The organism is Idiomarina seosinensis (assembly GCF_044797955.1).
Classification (GTDB): domain Bacteria; phylum Pseudomonadota; class Gammaproteobacteria; order Enterobacterales; family Alteromonadaceae; genus Idiomarina; species Idiomarina seosinensis_A.
Map to the genome: position 1 here is coordinate 2,382,343 of NZ_CP085211.1, position 13,890 is coordinate 2,396,232.

Here is a 13,890-nt window from a genome sequence, read left to right on the forward strand (position 1 = left end):
AGTGTACCCCAAAGGCCGTTTGATGAAAATTACTCTACGCCGGCTGGCTCAATTTCTTTTTGTATCGCAAGATAGGTTTTCGCCCATGGTTCCATTTGCTGAACTGAAGCCGGTAATTCTGTGACAGCTGCTCTGGCTTGCTCGAGGGTGTCGAACACTCCATAAACAATGACATAAGAGCCATCATTGCGCTGATAAACGTCGGTAGTCGTACTTATACCATGCTGCTGCCGAAACTGCGTCAACAGGTCCTCGCTGCTAATAATGGCGACCTGCAGTGCAAATGCCTGGCTATTTTGTGCAGCTATGGCATCGGTCTGGTAGGGTCGCCGGACTGCTGCTGGCTGACTGTTTGTCTGCTCCGGCTGCTGAACTTTAATTAGGCTAAGCTCCAGCTCTCTTGGGTCGTTTTCGGCAGCTGCCGTGCGGTTAAGATTATCCAGCGCTTCCCGGTACGATATGGCTAACTCTTTCGGCATTAGCTCCAAAGAGGGTTGCTCCATGGGTTCAAAAGAGGGTAATTCGGCGGGCTTCGCGGTAGCCTCCGGCTCGCTGCTGTTGTCAGTTGTCCCGGCTTCGGCTTCGGCTTCGGCAACGGGCGACGCTGCTAACTCGCTTTCAGGCTGTGGCGTTTCACTCTGCCAGTATTGCTCCAGTGTCTCTTTATTAAAAAAAGCTGCTGCTGCGAGGCTAAGCACCAGAGTCAGAGCAAAGATATAAATAAGCTTTACCGGGCGCCTGGTTTTGCTGTCAGTTACTGTATTTATCGATACTGAATCATCCGCTTCGCCGCCGGCTGGATCAGTTTCGTTAGTCGGCTGATCTTTGTAGCGCTGGGCCTGGGTTGTTAAAGCCAGTTGCAGGCGTTGCTGAATTTCTCCGGGGTAACCGTTAATGGTATTTAAGAATTGCTGGATTCGGTCAAAATTCCACAGCCGTTGCTGTCGCTCCGGCAATAACTCCTGCACATAGCGTATTTGCTCATCATGAGACATCGGTGCGACTTCCAGCATGGTCGGGCCCTGAACCCGCAGATGTGGTGCTGGTTTTTGCTGATAAGCCCAGCGACTGTCGGCAACAATAATGACACTGACTTTTTGGCCGATAGCTGATAGCTGCTGGACTGTCGAGACACATTCGGCGAGAAAACTATCTGGCAAGTGCTCGCCATTATCAATAACAATAACGGCGTGTTTGACGGGCGCCTGGCGCTGCATTTGCCGGCTTAACGTCTCATCACTTAAGCTAATGGTACCGAATAGTTGATTGAGTACCTGAGCACGCAGGCGATCAACGCTGGAGCGCTCATTAGCCGTAACGAAAGCGCATTCAGCATAATTTGACGCTTGTTCGATGAAGAGTTCAGCAATGGTAGTTTTACCGGAGCCATCACCTCCGTGAAGCATGACCAGTGAGTCATTTTGCTGAGACAGCTGGTGCAGCTGGTCGATAATATTCTGCTGACTTGCTTTAATTTTTACGGGTGCTGCGACAATATGTTGTTGAGCCACTGCTTGCATAACCTTTTCCTGTCAGATGCGTTAGCAACATTCAGTGATTACAGCAGCAATGGTTTGTTCATCAATGTCTTTAAAAACTGCCGCGGAGCCAATGCCGGTTGGCAGAATAAAGTGCAATTTGCCGTCTTTTACTTTTTTATCGCGTTGCATATAGTCGCGCCATTCAGACCATGGCATATCCGGACTCTGCGTGGGTAAACCCAGCGCGCTGAATAAGTTAAAAAGACGACGAAATTCTGACACCGATAGCTGCTGTGTCACTTCCGCTAACTTAGATGCAATTATAGTGCCAGCGGCAACAGCCTCGCCATGTGTCCATTCGCCGTAATGGCTGGCTGCCTCTATCGCGTGTCCGAAGGTGTGTCCGAGGTTTAACAAAGCGCGCACACCCTGCTCGCGCTCGTCATCAGCAACAATTAACGCTTTAATTTCGCAGCTGCGCTGAATGGCTGACATTAAGGTATTAGCGTCACGCATTTTCAGCTCAGCGGTGTGGTGCTCCAGCCAGCTAAAAAACTCAGCATCGTAAATAATGCCGTACTTTATGACTTCGGCCAGACCGCTAAGGTAATCCCGTTCGGTGAGGGTTTGCAGGCACTGAGCGTCAATTAACACCGCTTTAGGTTGGTAAAAGGCACCAATAAGGTTTTTACCCTGCGAGTGATTGACGGCCGTTTTACCACCCACTGAAGAGTCTACCTGAGCTAACAAGGTTGTCGGAATTTGGTAAAAATCGACTCCGCGCTGGAAGGTGGCGGCAACAAAACCCGCCATGTCACCGACCACACCGCCACCTAAAGCAACAATGGCGCAGTCACGATTCAGCCCCGCTGCAATCAAGTGGTCCATTACATCACTGTAGATACTCAGGCTTTTGTACTGTTCGCCGTCAGGCATTTCAAAAACGGTGACGGAGAACTCAGTCAGGGAGTCCAGTAAGGGTTGCAGATAGTACTGCGCTACTGTGGGGTTGGTAATGATGCAAAGCTGCTGGTTGTGCTTGGGTAAAAACTTATTGAACTGCCCAAGGCTGCCGCTGGTTATGTGAATAGGGTAGCTGCGCTCATTAAGCTCGACCGTTATCGATGTCATTGCGCAGCTCCTACACGTTAGTGGTGGGCTTTAGTTCAAGCCATTAACACCCAGTTGCTCAATGATTTCATTGACCACAACTTTCGCACTTTGGTCGTCTGTACGGACAGTAATATCAGCGATTTCTTCGTACAGGGGATCACGAATCTCCGCCAACTGCTCAAGCACTTTGCGTGGTTCTTCAGCTTCGGCGATCAGTGGTCTGCGTTTGTCACGCTGTGTGCGCGCCAATTGTTTATCGATGGTGGTCTTCAGGTAGACGACAATACCGCGCGCAGACAGCCGATTGCGGCTATCTTTGCTGATGATCGAGCCTCCGCCCGTTGCTAACACAATCCCCGTGTGCTCGGTAAGATCTTCGAGCACCTTTTCTTCTCTGACCCGGAAGCCTTCTTCACCTTCCAGCTCAAATACCCAGCTGATGTCAGCACCCGTGCGACGCTCAATTTCTGTGTCAGAATCAAAGAAGTCTAAATGGAGTTGTCTGGCAATTTGACGACCAATCGTACTTTTGCCGGCACCCATAGGGCCGACAAGAAAAATATTACGTTTCTCAGCCATATTCCTGCTTACATCACTGTTTAAATTAGCTGTAACTCACGAATCCGGAGTGTCTAGAGACGTCCCCCAACCCAACGAAAAGAAGCGCGATTATCGCAATTCAGCACGCGTTTAGCAACTCTATTCGGCAGCGTCGAGAATCGTCGGTGTAACGAAGATGACTAACTCTCGTTTCTCCTGATGATATTGCCGCTGTTGAAAGAGTTTACCCAGCAGTGGTAATGAAGAAAATATAGGGACTGCGGTGTTATCATTCAATTCCAATGTCTGAAAAATTCCACCTAAGACAATGGTTTCGCCATTTTTAACAAGTACATGCGTGCCCATTTCCTGTGTATCGATGGCGACGGCCGGCCCGGTTGGGGTCGAGACGGTGTCACCGCGGGTATTTTGAGTAATGGTTAAGTCCAGCAGTACATGATCATTGGGTGTTATTTGCGGTGTTACCCTTAATCCCATCACGGCTTTTTTAAATTGCACCGCAGTGGCTCCGGAGGCGGCGCTTTCAACGTAAGGTATTTCCGTCCCTTGCTCAATATAGGCGGGTTGTTGGTTGGCTGTGAAAATTTTAGGGCTGGCAATAATTTCGCCTTTATTTTCACGCTCCAGTGCAGTTAGCTCAAGGTCTAGTAGTAAATCCTTACTCAGCCGGGCGACATTGAGTCCAACCGTAGCCGCCGGTTGCACGCTGGGTAAGTCAACCTGCATTCCCTTAATAAAAGTGACCTCGCTATCGATTGGTAGGTTAAGCCCATACTCTGAAGCCCCCCAGCGAACCCCAAACTCTTCAGCGATATTAGCTTTCAGGCTGACCATACGTGCTTCAATCATAACCTGGCGGACGGGACGGTCGAGTTGCTTTATTAATCCTTTCAGTAGATTAACCTGCGCCGGGGTGTCGATAATGATTAAGGTGTTGGTGCGCTCATCTACACTAATCGAACCGGCGGCCGAAACAAAGCCCGGACTGGCCTGCAACAGCGCGGCTATATCAATTGCGCGGGCAAAGTTTATTGTAACCAGCTCGGCACCGGCGGCATCGGGTTTCGCTGCTGCGGGAGCCGAGTCACTAATCCACAGAATGTCCTTGTTAAGGTTAATATAAAGTCGGTTGCTGGTGGCCAGACTATCAATGGCGTCGGCCCACTGCACATCCCTTAATTGCAGGCTGGCTGTACCTGTCACGCCATCACTGATGACCAGATTCAATGACAGCTGCTGAGCTAACAATGTAAAAATATCCCGTAACGGCGTTTGGTTAAAAGTTAAGTTGACCCTGGCTTGCTGCTGCTCTGTGGTCAGTAGCTTTCGCCAGCCGGCTGTTTCTGCTGTAGCCGGAACAATGAAGATAAAGCACAGCAACAGGCTGCTGACCCCATGCTGTAATAGCAGCTTGAAAGCCATAATTACTCCTTAAGTGTTAAGTTAACCGGATGCACATCCCAGCACCCCTGACGGGGACGCCATTGCTTTAACTGCAGCGAATCCTCATTAATGGCGATAATCTGGGTTACCGGCTCCTGTAGCCAGGCGCCTTCCGATAACGCCAGCCAGTTGCCCTGTCTGTTGGTAAAGTAGGCCTGACGTTTGTTTTGCTTTAAATGAGTAGCGATGGCCGCCAGGCGGAGCTTGCTAAGGGCGGGCAACGATTGTTTTAAGGCTGCGGCCGGCGGACGTTGATGACAACTGCTTGCGGCGGCCATCGGTGCCGGGCCGGTGTGTTGGATGCCATGCTGGTTAATATCCTGACTCAGTTGCCAGTGAAACTGCAGCTGGTCCGGCTGCTGTTGCTGCAGGCTCAGACGCTGGTGGCTGTGCGGCTGCTGTAGATTTAAAAAGCGGCGTAAATACTGTTCCAGTAAGTGGTGGTTAATATGCAAAAGCGAAAGTGATAATCGCCGTTGTGGCTTGTCGCGGGTCAGGGTCAGACTAACGCCCAGCTCTTCGGCCCACTGTGCGAAATGCCATTCCACCTGGTCGGCGGAGAGTATTGGTACCTCCTGCAACGGAGCAATGGCCAGGGCTTTTTGGTACTGCGCAACCTTTTTTAGCTGAGTCTGTTGCACCCGCAGTTGCTGATTAAGTTGCTGGTACTGATAATGAGTCAGCGTATAAACCAGGGCCCCGCTGACTAAGGTGCAGCAGAGCAGTATGATCAAAACCAGGTGACGGCCTGCGAAGCCGGTCATTCGCGGTCGTCAGAGGCGAGCAGCAAAAACTGCCCGGCACGTGGAAAGCTGACATCAATTTGCCGGTTTGACTGTTGCCGCCGAAGCCAGTCGACTAAGTGCTTAACTGCCTCGGTGTTCTGATAAAGCCCGGAAATGGTCAGTTCATCAGCTAGCCAGTTAATTTGGCTGATAACCAGCCCGGTAACTGACAGCTGGCTGAGCTCGATAAACTGGGTGACTAAGCTATCTTGTTGGCGCTTGGCAGTCTGCCGTTGTTTAGCCTGTTGACTTTGTTGCTGACGCTGCAAAAAACGCTGTTCGAGCTTTGGCAAAAAGGCAAGCTGCTGTGCGTTAGCGTCAATGCGTAGGCTTAGCATTGTTAACCGGGTTTGGTAGCTATGGATTAATCCTGCGGATACAGCGATTAAGAAAGCCAGATAAATACCAGCGCTGTATCGGTGACTCCATAGCTGTCGGCGCCAGCCCGGTTGCCGCCAATTCAGTAAATTTAGTGATGCCAATGACTGAAACCCCGTAGTGCCAGACCTAGCAGGGGCATCATCTGACCGCTATTAATTTTTATCGAATTATCGGTTGTTGATGCCGCAGCCAGTTGGTCCGGTACCTGTAAAACAGTAAATTCATGCTCTGGTAATATTTCGCGCAGCGCCAGTAAAAGAGATTTCAGACCAAATATAAAAACCGGAGTACCACAGTGCTGAAGTGCGGCAAGCTCAGCCAGCGACTGGAACTTAATATCGATTAAATCACCATGACGACAATGCATAACTACGGCCAAAGGCGCTGCAAGATGGACAATGAGCCAGTGATTGGCGGGCTGTTTTTGGTAGCGAGGCGGCCAGTGATAAGGCAGTAAAAAGTTAACTGCCCGGACAACCGCCTGAAAAGCCGGTTCAATAACCCGGATAGGCTTATTGAATACCGCCAGCTGTTCTTTGCGTTGTTGTATTTGTGAGGTATGGCCGGTTATTACTGCCATGTAATCTGGATGTTGTTGATAGTCAAAAGCGACTGCCGCGCTTTGTTGCTGTTGAGCACCCAGCATAGTCACTACCGACTCCTGTATTTGCTGGTGAGTGACGGCCTGGGTTAGCTGTTGGTAGTGAACAGCGCGATGCTCCATTACCGTCATTAACGATGTGCAGGGTAAGGCGTCAGGAACGGTCTGATCAGGAGATATGGTGGCAAAGTAACCAACGTTAATCTTATTTCTGACCCGCTTTAATTTAAGTAACAGCCAGGTTTCATCCAGTCTGTCGACGGCCATCATCTGACTTTCGGGTGTTGCCATAGAGCGCCCAGTAAAAGTTTTTAAAATAAGCACCAAGCGTAGTGTTTAGCGCAAAAATCAGCCATAATCGTACTTCGCCGATAGTTGTGTGAAATTGAATGAGTTTGTTGTAGTAAATGGAGTCCTTGGTTGAAGCTTTTTAAACGCCTGGTTATTAGTCTGGTCATCCTTTTTATCCTCGGGGTTGGCTCCATCGCGGCTCTGTACCTGTATGTCAGAGCCGATTTGCCGAGTGTTGCAACACTTAGAGACGTTGAGTTACAGACGCCCATGCAAGTGTTCAGCAAAGAGGGTGAACTGATTTCGCAGTTTGGCGAGAAACGGCGTATTCCGGTGTCTCTGGAGGATGTTCCCGAGAGCATGGTTGACGCCTTTTTAAGTACCGAGGACAGCCGTTTTTACCAGCACTATGGCGTTGATCCGATTGGGGTTATGCGAGCCTTCTGGGTGCTGGTTACTACCGGCGATATAAAAGAAGGGGCCAGTACCATCACTATGCAGCTGGCGCGTAACTTCTTCCTGAGTTTTGACCGCGCCTGGATGCGCAAAATAAAAGAAACCTTTATTGCGCTGCATATTGAGCAGTTGCTGAATAAAGACGAGATTCTTGAGCTTTACCTGAATAAAATTGCTTTTGGTCACCGTGCTTACGGGGTGGGCGCAGCGGCGCGGGTTTATTACGGCAAGTCTTTAGAGCAACTGAGTCTGGCGCAAATAGCGACCATCGCCGGCCTGCCCAAAGCCCCTTCAAATTTAAACCCGATCAGCAATCCTGAAGCAGCAAAGGCCCGGCGTCGTGTGGTGCTGTTGCGGATGCTGGACGAAAACAAAATAACCCGGCAACAATTTGATCAGGCCGCCGCCGAGCCAGTGACTGCCCGTCGCCACGGCGCCGAGGTTACCGTTAATGCACCCTATGTCGCGGAGATGGTGCGCCAGCAGATGATCGAATTATTTGGCGAACAGCAAGCCTATAACGCCGGCTTTAATGTCTACACCACGGTAAAAAGTAATGTCCAGCTGGCTGCACAAAAGGCGGTTTGGGATAACCTGCATGCCTATGACGAACGTCACGGTTATCGTGGCCCTATTAGTATTTTGTGGTCAACGGAAAATGGCGAACCGGCACTTTCCACAACTGAAATCGAAGAGTATCTGCAGCAGCTTAAAAGCTTTGGTGCCGTAACGCCGGCTGTGGTTACTGAGGTCAGTGAACAACAAGCGACGGTTAGGGTAAAAGGCCAGGGCCAATTAAGATTGCCGTGGGAGGCAATGCACTGGGCGCGTCCCTATATTAATGAAGAACGCCAAGGTGCTCCGCCGCAGGCAGCGACTGATATTATGCAACCGGGGCATGTTATCTGGCTGCGGCAAGTCGAGCAGCAGTGGCGCCTGGCTCAACTGCCCGAACCCAGCTCTGCGATTTCCTCACTGCAGCCTGAAGACGGCGCAGTAGCAGCGGTTGTTGGCGGTTATAGCTTTGGCTTAAGCCAGTATAACCGGGCTACACAGGCCGAACGCCAAGTGGGTTCAAATATCAAACCGCTGGTTTATTCCGCTGCTTTTGAAGAAGGGTTTACCTTAGCCAGTCTGGTTAACGATGCGCCGATTAATCAGTGGAATCCGGGTACGGGCATTGCCTGGCGGCCGAAAAATTCGCCTGATGTTTACGAGGGACCCATTCGGCTGCGTAAAGCCCTGGCAAAATCTAAAAACGTGGTATCGGTTCGCCTGGTGCGCGATGTGGGTGTAAAAACAACCGCCGATCATATTGCCAAATTCGGTCTACAGCGATCACAGGTGCCTGAAAACGAATCGATATCTCTCGGCTCCTTGTCGATGACACCGATGCAGGTAGCGCGTGCTTATGCCGCCTTTGCTAACGGCGGCTATTTGATCGATCCCTATATTATCGAAAGGGTGGAAAGTGCAGATGGTGAAGTTGTTTATCAAGCCGAACCAAAGCGCGCCTGTCGGGAGTGTGATGCGCCGGCCCCCCGAATTATTTCGGAACAAAATGCCTTTTTAGTCGCCCAGGCGATGAAATCCGCGGTATGGGGAGGCGGCAGCTGGGCGCACGACACTGGCTGGAACGGGACCTCCTGGCGGATTCAGCGCTCCAAACCCATTGTTAATGAAGTCGGGCGCGAGATTGCCGGTAAAACCGGTACCACAAACGACGTCCGGGATACCTGGTTTTCAGGCTTTACCAGTGGCCTGGTTACGACAACCTGGGTGGGTTTCGATGATGTTTCGCGCCAGCTGGGCCGGACTTCTATGCATCCCCTGCTGGACAGCAGCCAACAAGCCATTTCCGGCGGCGAAGCCGGGGCTAAAACGGCGCTGCCGGGTTGGATCCTTTACATGGAAGAGGCCGTTAAGGAATACCCGGCAGATAACCTGATGATTCCCCCCGGAGTGGTTAATGTGCGGATCGACCTGGAAACTGGCAAGCTAACTCACCGGACCAACTACACCACTCGCTTCGAGTATTTCATTAACGGAACTGAGCCGACCGACTATGTCGATCGCAGTCAGGATAATACCAATATATTTGACGAAGATGAGGACAGCGTTTTTTAACAGCTTGCCCCTAAACGAGCCAGTAACTGGTTAAGGTCAGATTGCACGCCGCCGGCAGTTACCTCTTTGCCGGCGCCTGGCCCACTGATCACGAGTGGCATTTCTGAGTACCAGTCGGTATAGATAACAAAGATATTTTCGCCCGGGATAAGATTTGCCAGCATGTCGCCCAACGGAATGTACTCAATACCGACTTTTGCCTTAACGCGTTGTTCTTCCGTTACAGAGAAGCTGGCCAGCAAGCGCGGTACCTTACCTTCTTCTGCGGCCTCGCGTTGCATGTCATTCATAGGCGTGTCGAGTTCTTCCAGGCGCTGCATAAATTCGGCCGCCGAAATATCGCGTAAATGCTCAGGCACTACGCTATTAACCTGAATGTCCTGCCAGTCAAGCCGCAAGCCAATTTCACGGGCAAGTATTAACAACTTGCGTGCCAAGTCCTGACAGGAGAGGTCTTCGCGCGGATCCGGTTCGGTATAACCTCGCTTTTTAGCCTCAGCGACTAAGTCACTGAAATTGGCGTCTTTGGTAAAGCTTTCGAATAGCCACGACATGGTACCGGAGAAAATTCCCGATATACTGCGCACCTCATCGCCCTGATTGCGTAAATCGTTAAGGGCATAATTTAGTGGCAGTCCGGCACCAACAGTTGTGTTGTACAGCCATTCACGCTTGTATTCATGTTGTATGGTACGTATTTCCCGGTAAAGCGATTCCTGCGCCGAGCCGGCATATTTATTGGCACTGATAACATGCATTCCATTGGCAAAAAAGCTGGGATATAACTGCGCTATCGAGTGGGCTGCGGTTAAATCAAGTACCACCAGCTCGTCATAGGGCGAATTGGGTAATTCGCGCAGTAGTTCCGTTAATACATAAGGTCTTGCTAAGCGCTCAAAGCTGCTGGTCCAGTCATGCAAATCGATGCCGCTATAGTCCAGCCAAATCTGTCGGGAATTAGCGATGCCGATAATACGGACATCCATCAGCTGATTAATGCGGTCGCGCTGTTGCCTGAACAGCTCTAGCCAGGTGGTACCGATGTTGCCGCGGCCCAGCACCAGAACACCCAGGCTGCGGCGGTAGTTAAACAGTTGACTATGCAGGCGATTCAGTAACCGGCTGTCCAGTTGTTGCTCAAGAATCGCGATGGCTGAGCAGCCGGTTTCTGCAAGCCCAAAACGGCGAACCTTTTGTTCACTTAGCTGCAGCTTAAAGGTGTGGTACTGATCGGACTCCTGAATTCGGTCACCGACCAAAGCGACCATCGAGTAGCCGCGTATTTGAGTTATGGCGTTGTCACGATCGACCTGTTCAAGCCAGTCGCTCATATAGTCCTGATGATTCTGATGGAAAACCAGGTACTGAACATGCTGGTCAGGCTCGGTCCAGCTAAACAAAGGTTCGAGCTCAAGATCCTGCAGTCGGCTGACCAACGCTTTATCAGTTAGCTGAACCTTGAATAATACGACCTCGGATAGTGAGGTGAATACCTTGGCTCGGGGTTCTCCCTGCTGAAACTGCCCGATACGTGTTTGCTGATTTTCAACCTTTAAGCTGGAGCGCACCGAAAGCACCATACGTTGCTTATTCACCGGCTGAAATGTTCGCGGGTGCAGTACCGGAGAACCAATGCGGGCAAGCTCTTCAGCTTCGCTCCAGTCCAGCGCCGGCAGGTTGACGACGCGCTCAATTTTGCGCGGATCAGCCGAGTAAACGCCGGCTACATCCTTCCAGATGGTGACATCTTTTACATTAAGCAGGCTACCGACCAGCGTGGCTGAATAGTCGCTGCCGTTGCGACCCAGCGTCAGGCTTTCACCGTTAACGCCACGGGCGATAAAGCCAGTAATAATAAAGCGCGTGCCCGGGTTCGGTGCCACTCGCTGTAATAATAAGTTGCGCGACTCTTGTTGCTGGATAATGGGTTCAGGAGCATCCTCTGCCCGCAAAAAGTCCCGTGCGTCAATAGCTTCGGCTTTTGTTCCCTGTTTACGCAGTAAGGCCGCAAGCAGTCGGGCAGACCAGAGCTCCCCGTAAGCTAGCAATTCTGCTTTACTGCTAATGGTTTGCTGGCCGTCGATAAACGACTGCAGATGATTGAAATCCTGCTTCGCTGCAGTAATCAGCTCAAATTGCAAATCTCCGCTCAATAGCTCAGTAATCAGCCCCAGCTGGAATTTTTCCAGCTGTCGCAGCAAGATGTCTGCGGTATCGCCGGGCTGATTGCCAGCATTCACAATAGCGAGTATGTGATTGGTTGTATCACCGGCTGCAGAAACTACCACCAAGTCACTGGCTCCGGCGTATTCGTTGACAATACGGGCAACCCGGCGGTAACAAAAGGCATCAGCTAAACTGCTGCCGCCAAATTTGTGCACCTGAATATTATCTGCTGCCATCTGGACTTGCTGTTTGCTGAGCTCATCAATAGCCATTTACCGGGTCCTCTTTACCACTTTAAAGGTTGCTTATACACAAGGCTAAAATATTGTGCGGCAAAAGTCAGCATTTTTTAGCCATCTAGACGGATAAAATTTGACGCGCGGCTGTTAGTGAGTACAATCCATTATATATTAAAGGGTTTCTTCTACAGCAGGACACGATGATGAAGTGGAACGGTGATTACATCTACCCGTATGCAGAGCACGGACAAAAAAGCCAGCAGGTTAAGAAAGTCACAGTGTCAATTCCCACGCAGGTACTTAAAGTGCTGACTGATGAGCGTACGCGCCGGCAAATTAATAATTTACGGCATGCCACCAATAGTGAGCTTCTCTGCGAGGCCTTCTTACACGCCTTTACAGGCCAGCCCTTGCCAACAGATGAGGACCTGAGTAAATCCAATCCGGAGAAAATCCCGTTGGCGGTGCGGCAGGAACTGGAACAGCGGGGACTGCCAATTCCCACCAACGAAGAGCTGGATAAATCTTAATCCTGCATATAGTTGTCGGGCAGGTCGATTTTCGCCACGCCCGAGCGCACGGCAGCTTTAGCCACTGCTCTTGAAACCCGGGGTGACAAACGGGGGTCAATAGGCTTTGGAATAATGTAGTCTCTGCCAAAGCTTAACTCATCAACACCAGCTGCTTGCAGAACCTCGTCCGGGACCTGTTCTTTTGCCAGTTGCCGAATGGCTTCGACGGCAGCGATTTTCATTTCGTCCGTTATGGCCGTTGCTCGGACATCCAGCGCGCCGCGGAACATAAAAGGGAAACAAAGGACGTTATTAACCTGGTTGGGATAATCGGAACGGCCGGTACCTATTATGACGTCCTCGCGGGCCTGCTTAGCCAGTTCGGGCTTAATCTCAGGGTCAGGGTTTGAACAGGCAAACACTACCGGTTTGTCTGCCATCCGCTTAAGTGCTTCGGGTTTCAGTAAGTCCGGACCCGACACGCCGAGGAATAAATCAGCTCCCTCGATAACATCTTCCAGTGTGCGTTTATCGGTGTTGTTGGCAAACAATAATTTGTATTCATTTAAGTCGTTACGGCGGGTATGGATAACCCCTTTTGAGTCCAGCATATAAATATGCTCGCGCTGAGCGCCGCACTTAATCAGTAGCTCCATACAGGCAATGGCTGCTGCGCCGGCGCCCATGCAGACAATTTGTGCAGTTTTTAGCTCTTTACCCTGAATTTCCAGTGCGTTAAGCATGCCGGCAGCCGTTACAATAGCGGTGCCGTGCTGATCATCATGGAAAATAGGTACCTGACACTTTTCAATCAGCGCCTGCTCTATTTCAAAGCACTCCGGCGCTTTAATATCCTCTAAATTAATACCGCCGAACGAGTCCGCAATGTTTGCAACCGTATTGATAAAATCCTGGGTGGTACGGTGGCTGACTTCAATATCAATAGAGTCGAGGCCAGCAAAGCGTTTAAATAATAACGCCTTACCTTCCATAACGGGCTTTGAGGCAAGCGGCCCAAGATTACCTAAACCTAAAATGGCTGTGCCATTACTGATAACCGCGACCAAATTGCCTTTAGCAGTGTACTTATAAGCATTATCGGGGTCTTCGGCGATAGCGCGAACGGGTTCAGCGACACCGGGGCTATAGGCCAGAGCCAGGTCTTTACTGGAATTGGCTGGCTTAGTTAATTCTACGGATATTTTCCCGGGAGTCGGGTACTGGTGATAATCGAGTGCTTGCTGGCGGAAATCAGTCATAGCGATAAAGCCTTCTCGCAATTAAGAAATTACCTCTCAGTTTAACGAGTTACGCTTGAATAACAAATCTTACCTGACGGCAAAGGACTCATTCACAGAAGATAATTGTTGAAGTGTTTAAAAAAAACACACTTAACTTTTCTTTAACAATGCAGGCGCGATTAAAGCGAGCTAACAAAAAAGGCGCTAAACAGCGCCTTTTTCTAAATTCTAAACGTAAAGTCCTGTTTGTAAGACTTTAGTTTCTTATTTCTTACCCAGCGAACCGAAACGTTTCTTAAACTTATCGACACGTCCGCCCGTGTCCATTACACGCTGCTTACCAGTGTAAAACGGGTGACACTCTGAACAAACGTCAATTAATAAGTCGTCGGTACGGGTTGAGCGAGTTTCAAATTTGTTGCCACAAGAACAAGTGACGTTAATCGCCTCGTACTTAGGATGAATACCTTTTTGCATGGGATTACCTCAATTA

Annotated in this window: 12 protein-coding genes; 2 read left to right on the forward strand and 10 right to left on the reverse strand. The window is 50.3% G+C overall.

All coding sequences use genetic code 11. The annotated features are described in order from the left end of the window. Positions 1 to 29: 29 nt before the first annotated feature. From LG288_RS11285 to LG288_RS11315, 7 genes are all read right to left on the reverse strand, one after another. Complete coding sequence (locus tag LG288_RS11285) at positions 30 to 1,520, reverse strand: SPOR domain-containing protein (RefSeq protein WP_404400602.1); 1,491 nt, start codon at positions 1,518 to 1,520, stop codon at positions 30 to 32. 21 nt (positions 1,521 to 1,541) lie between these two features. Then, positions 1,542 to 2,612: a 3-dehydroquinate synthase gene (gene aroB, locus LG288_RS11290; protein WP_404400604.1), complete on the reverse strand. Its 1,071-nt coding sequence runs from the start codon at positions 2,610 to 2,612 to the stop codon at positions 1,542 to 1,544. Between the two features lie 30 nt (positions 2,613 to 2,642). Beyond that, entirely contained in the window at positions 2,643 to 3,173 is a 531-nt protein-coding gene (aroK, locus tag LG288_RS11295; protein WP_404400606.1) for a shikimate kinase AroK, read from the reverse strand. 120 nt (positions 3,174 to 3,293) lie between these two features. Continuing rightward, a complete protein-coding gene (pilQ, locus tag LG288_RS11300) occupies positions 3,294 to 4,577 on the reverse strand; it encodes a type IV pilus secretin PilQ (protein WP_404400608.1) in 1,284 nt (427 codons plus the stop codon). A gap of 2 nt (positions 4,578 to 4,579) precedes the next feature. Then, positions 4,580 to 5,362: a hypothetical protein gene (locus LG288_RS11305; protein WP_404400610.1), complete on the reverse strand. Its 783-nt coding sequence runs from the start codon at positions 5,360 to 5,362 to the stop codon at positions 4,580 to 4,582. After that, the gene (locus tag LG288_RS11310) at positions 5,359 to 5,865 is read right to left on the reverse strand and encodes a hypothetical protein (protein WP_404400612.1); all 507 of its coding nucleotides are present in this window, start codon (positions 5,863 to 5,865) and stop codon (positions 5,359 to 5,361) included. Before LG288_RS11310 ends, LG288_RS11305 begins: the two co-directional genes overlap by 4 nt. Further along, positions 5,853 to 6,656, reverse strand: a complete 804-nt coding sequence (locus tag LG288_RS11315; RefSeq protein WP_404400614.1) for a hypothetical protein — start codon at positions 6,654 to 6,656, stop codon at positions 5,853 to 5,855. The genes LG288_RS11310 and LG288_RS11315 overlap by 13 nt, the downstream gene beginning before the upstream one ends. 129 nt (positions 6,657 to 6,785) lie before the next feature. Between LG288_RS11315 and LG288_RS11320 the strand changes: the two genes are divergently transcribed. After that, the gene (locus LG288_RS11320) at positions 6,786 to 9,239 is read left to right on the forward strand and encodes a penicillin-binding protein 1A (RefSeq protein WP_404400616.1); all 2,454 of its coding nucleotides are present in this window, start codon (positions 6,786 to 6,788) and stop codon (positions 9,237 to 9,239) included. Here the strand turns inward: LG288_RS11320 and metL are convergent. Beyond that, positions 9,236 to 11,677, reverse strand: a complete 2,442-nt coding sequence (gene metL, locus LG288_RS11325) for a bifunctional aspartate kinase/homoserine dehydrogenase II (RefSeq protein ID WP_404400618.1) — start codon at positions 11,675 to 11,677, stop codon at positions 9,236 to 9,238. The two genes, LG288_RS11320 and metL, sit on opposite strands and share 4 nt — an antisense overlap. Before the next feature lie 167 nt (positions 11,678 to 11,844). Between metL and metJ the strand changes: the two genes are divergently transcribed. Beyond that, a complete protein-coding gene (gene metJ / locus LG288_RS11330) occupies positions 11,845 to 12,174 on the forward strand; it encodes a met regulon transcriptional regulator MetJ (protein WP_404400620.1) in 330 nt (109 codons plus the stop codon). On the opposite strand, the gene LG288_RS11335 is transcribed toward metJ, so the two are convergent. Both LG288_RS11335 and rpmE read right to left on the reverse strand, forming a co-directional pair. Further along, on the reverse strand, positions 12,171 to 13,415 hold the full coding sequence (locus LG288_RS11335) for a malic enzyme-like NAD(P)-binding protein (protein ID WP_404400622.1): 1,245 nt from the start codon (positions 13,413 to 13,415) through the stop codon (positions 12,171 to 12,173). The genes metJ and LG288_RS11335 overlap by 4 nt on opposite strands. Before the next feature lie 246 nt (positions 13,416 to 13,661). Beyond that, positions 13,662 to 13,874 carry a 50S ribosomal protein L31 gene (gene rpmE, locus LG288_RS11340; RefSeq protein WP_404400624.1) on the reverse strand — a complete coding sequence of 71 codons (213 nt, stop codon included), beginning with the start codon at positions 13,872 to 13,874 and terminating at the stop codon, positions 13,662 to 13,664. Positions 13,875 to 13,890 lie beyond the last annotated feature (16 nt).

What these genes read in the sequence shown, in the direction of transcription:
- LG288_RS11285 (WP_404400602.1), bottom strand. Translation starts at nt 1,520, where the DNA reads ATGCAAGCAGTGGCTCAACAACATATTGTCGCAGCACCCGTAAAAATT.
- aroB (WP_404400604.1), bottom strand. Translation starts at nt 2,612, where the DNA reads ATGACATCGATAACGGTCGAGCTTAATGAGCGCAGCTACCCTATTCAC.
- aroK (WP_404400606.1), bottom strand. Translation starts at nt 3,173, where the DNA reads ATGGCTGAGAAACGTAATATTTTTCTTGTCGGCCCTATGGGTGCCGGC.
- pilQ (WP_404400608.1), bottom strand. Translation starts at nt 4,577, where the DNA reads ATGGCTTTCAAGCTGCTATTACAGCATGGGGTCAGCAGCCTGTTGCTG.
- LG288_RS11305 (WP_404400610.1), bottom strand. Translation starts at nt 5,362, where the DNA reads ATGACCGGCTTCGCAGGCCGTCACCTGGTTTTGATCATACTGCTCTGC.
- LG288_RS11315 (WP_404400614.1), bottom strand. Translation starts at nt 6,656, where the DNA reads ATGGCAACACCCGAAAGTCAGATGATGGCCGTCGACAGACTGGATGAA.
- metL (WP_404400618.1), bottom strand. Translation starts at nt 11,677, where the DNA reads ATGGCTATTGATGAGCTCAGCAAACAGCAAGTCCAGATGGCAGCAGAT.
- metJ (WP_404400620.1), top strand. Translation starts at nt 11,845, where the DNA reads ATGATGAAGTGGAACGGTGATTACATCTACCCGTATGCAGAGCACGGA.
- LG288_RS11335 (WP_404400622.1), bottom strand. Translation starts at nt 13,415, where the DNA reads ATGACTGATTTCCGCCAGCAAGCACTCGATTATCACCAGTACCCGACT.
- rpmE (WP_404400624.1), bottom strand. Translation starts at nt 13,874, where the DNA reads ATGCAAAAAGGTATTCATCCTAAGTACGAGGCGATTAACGTCACTTGT.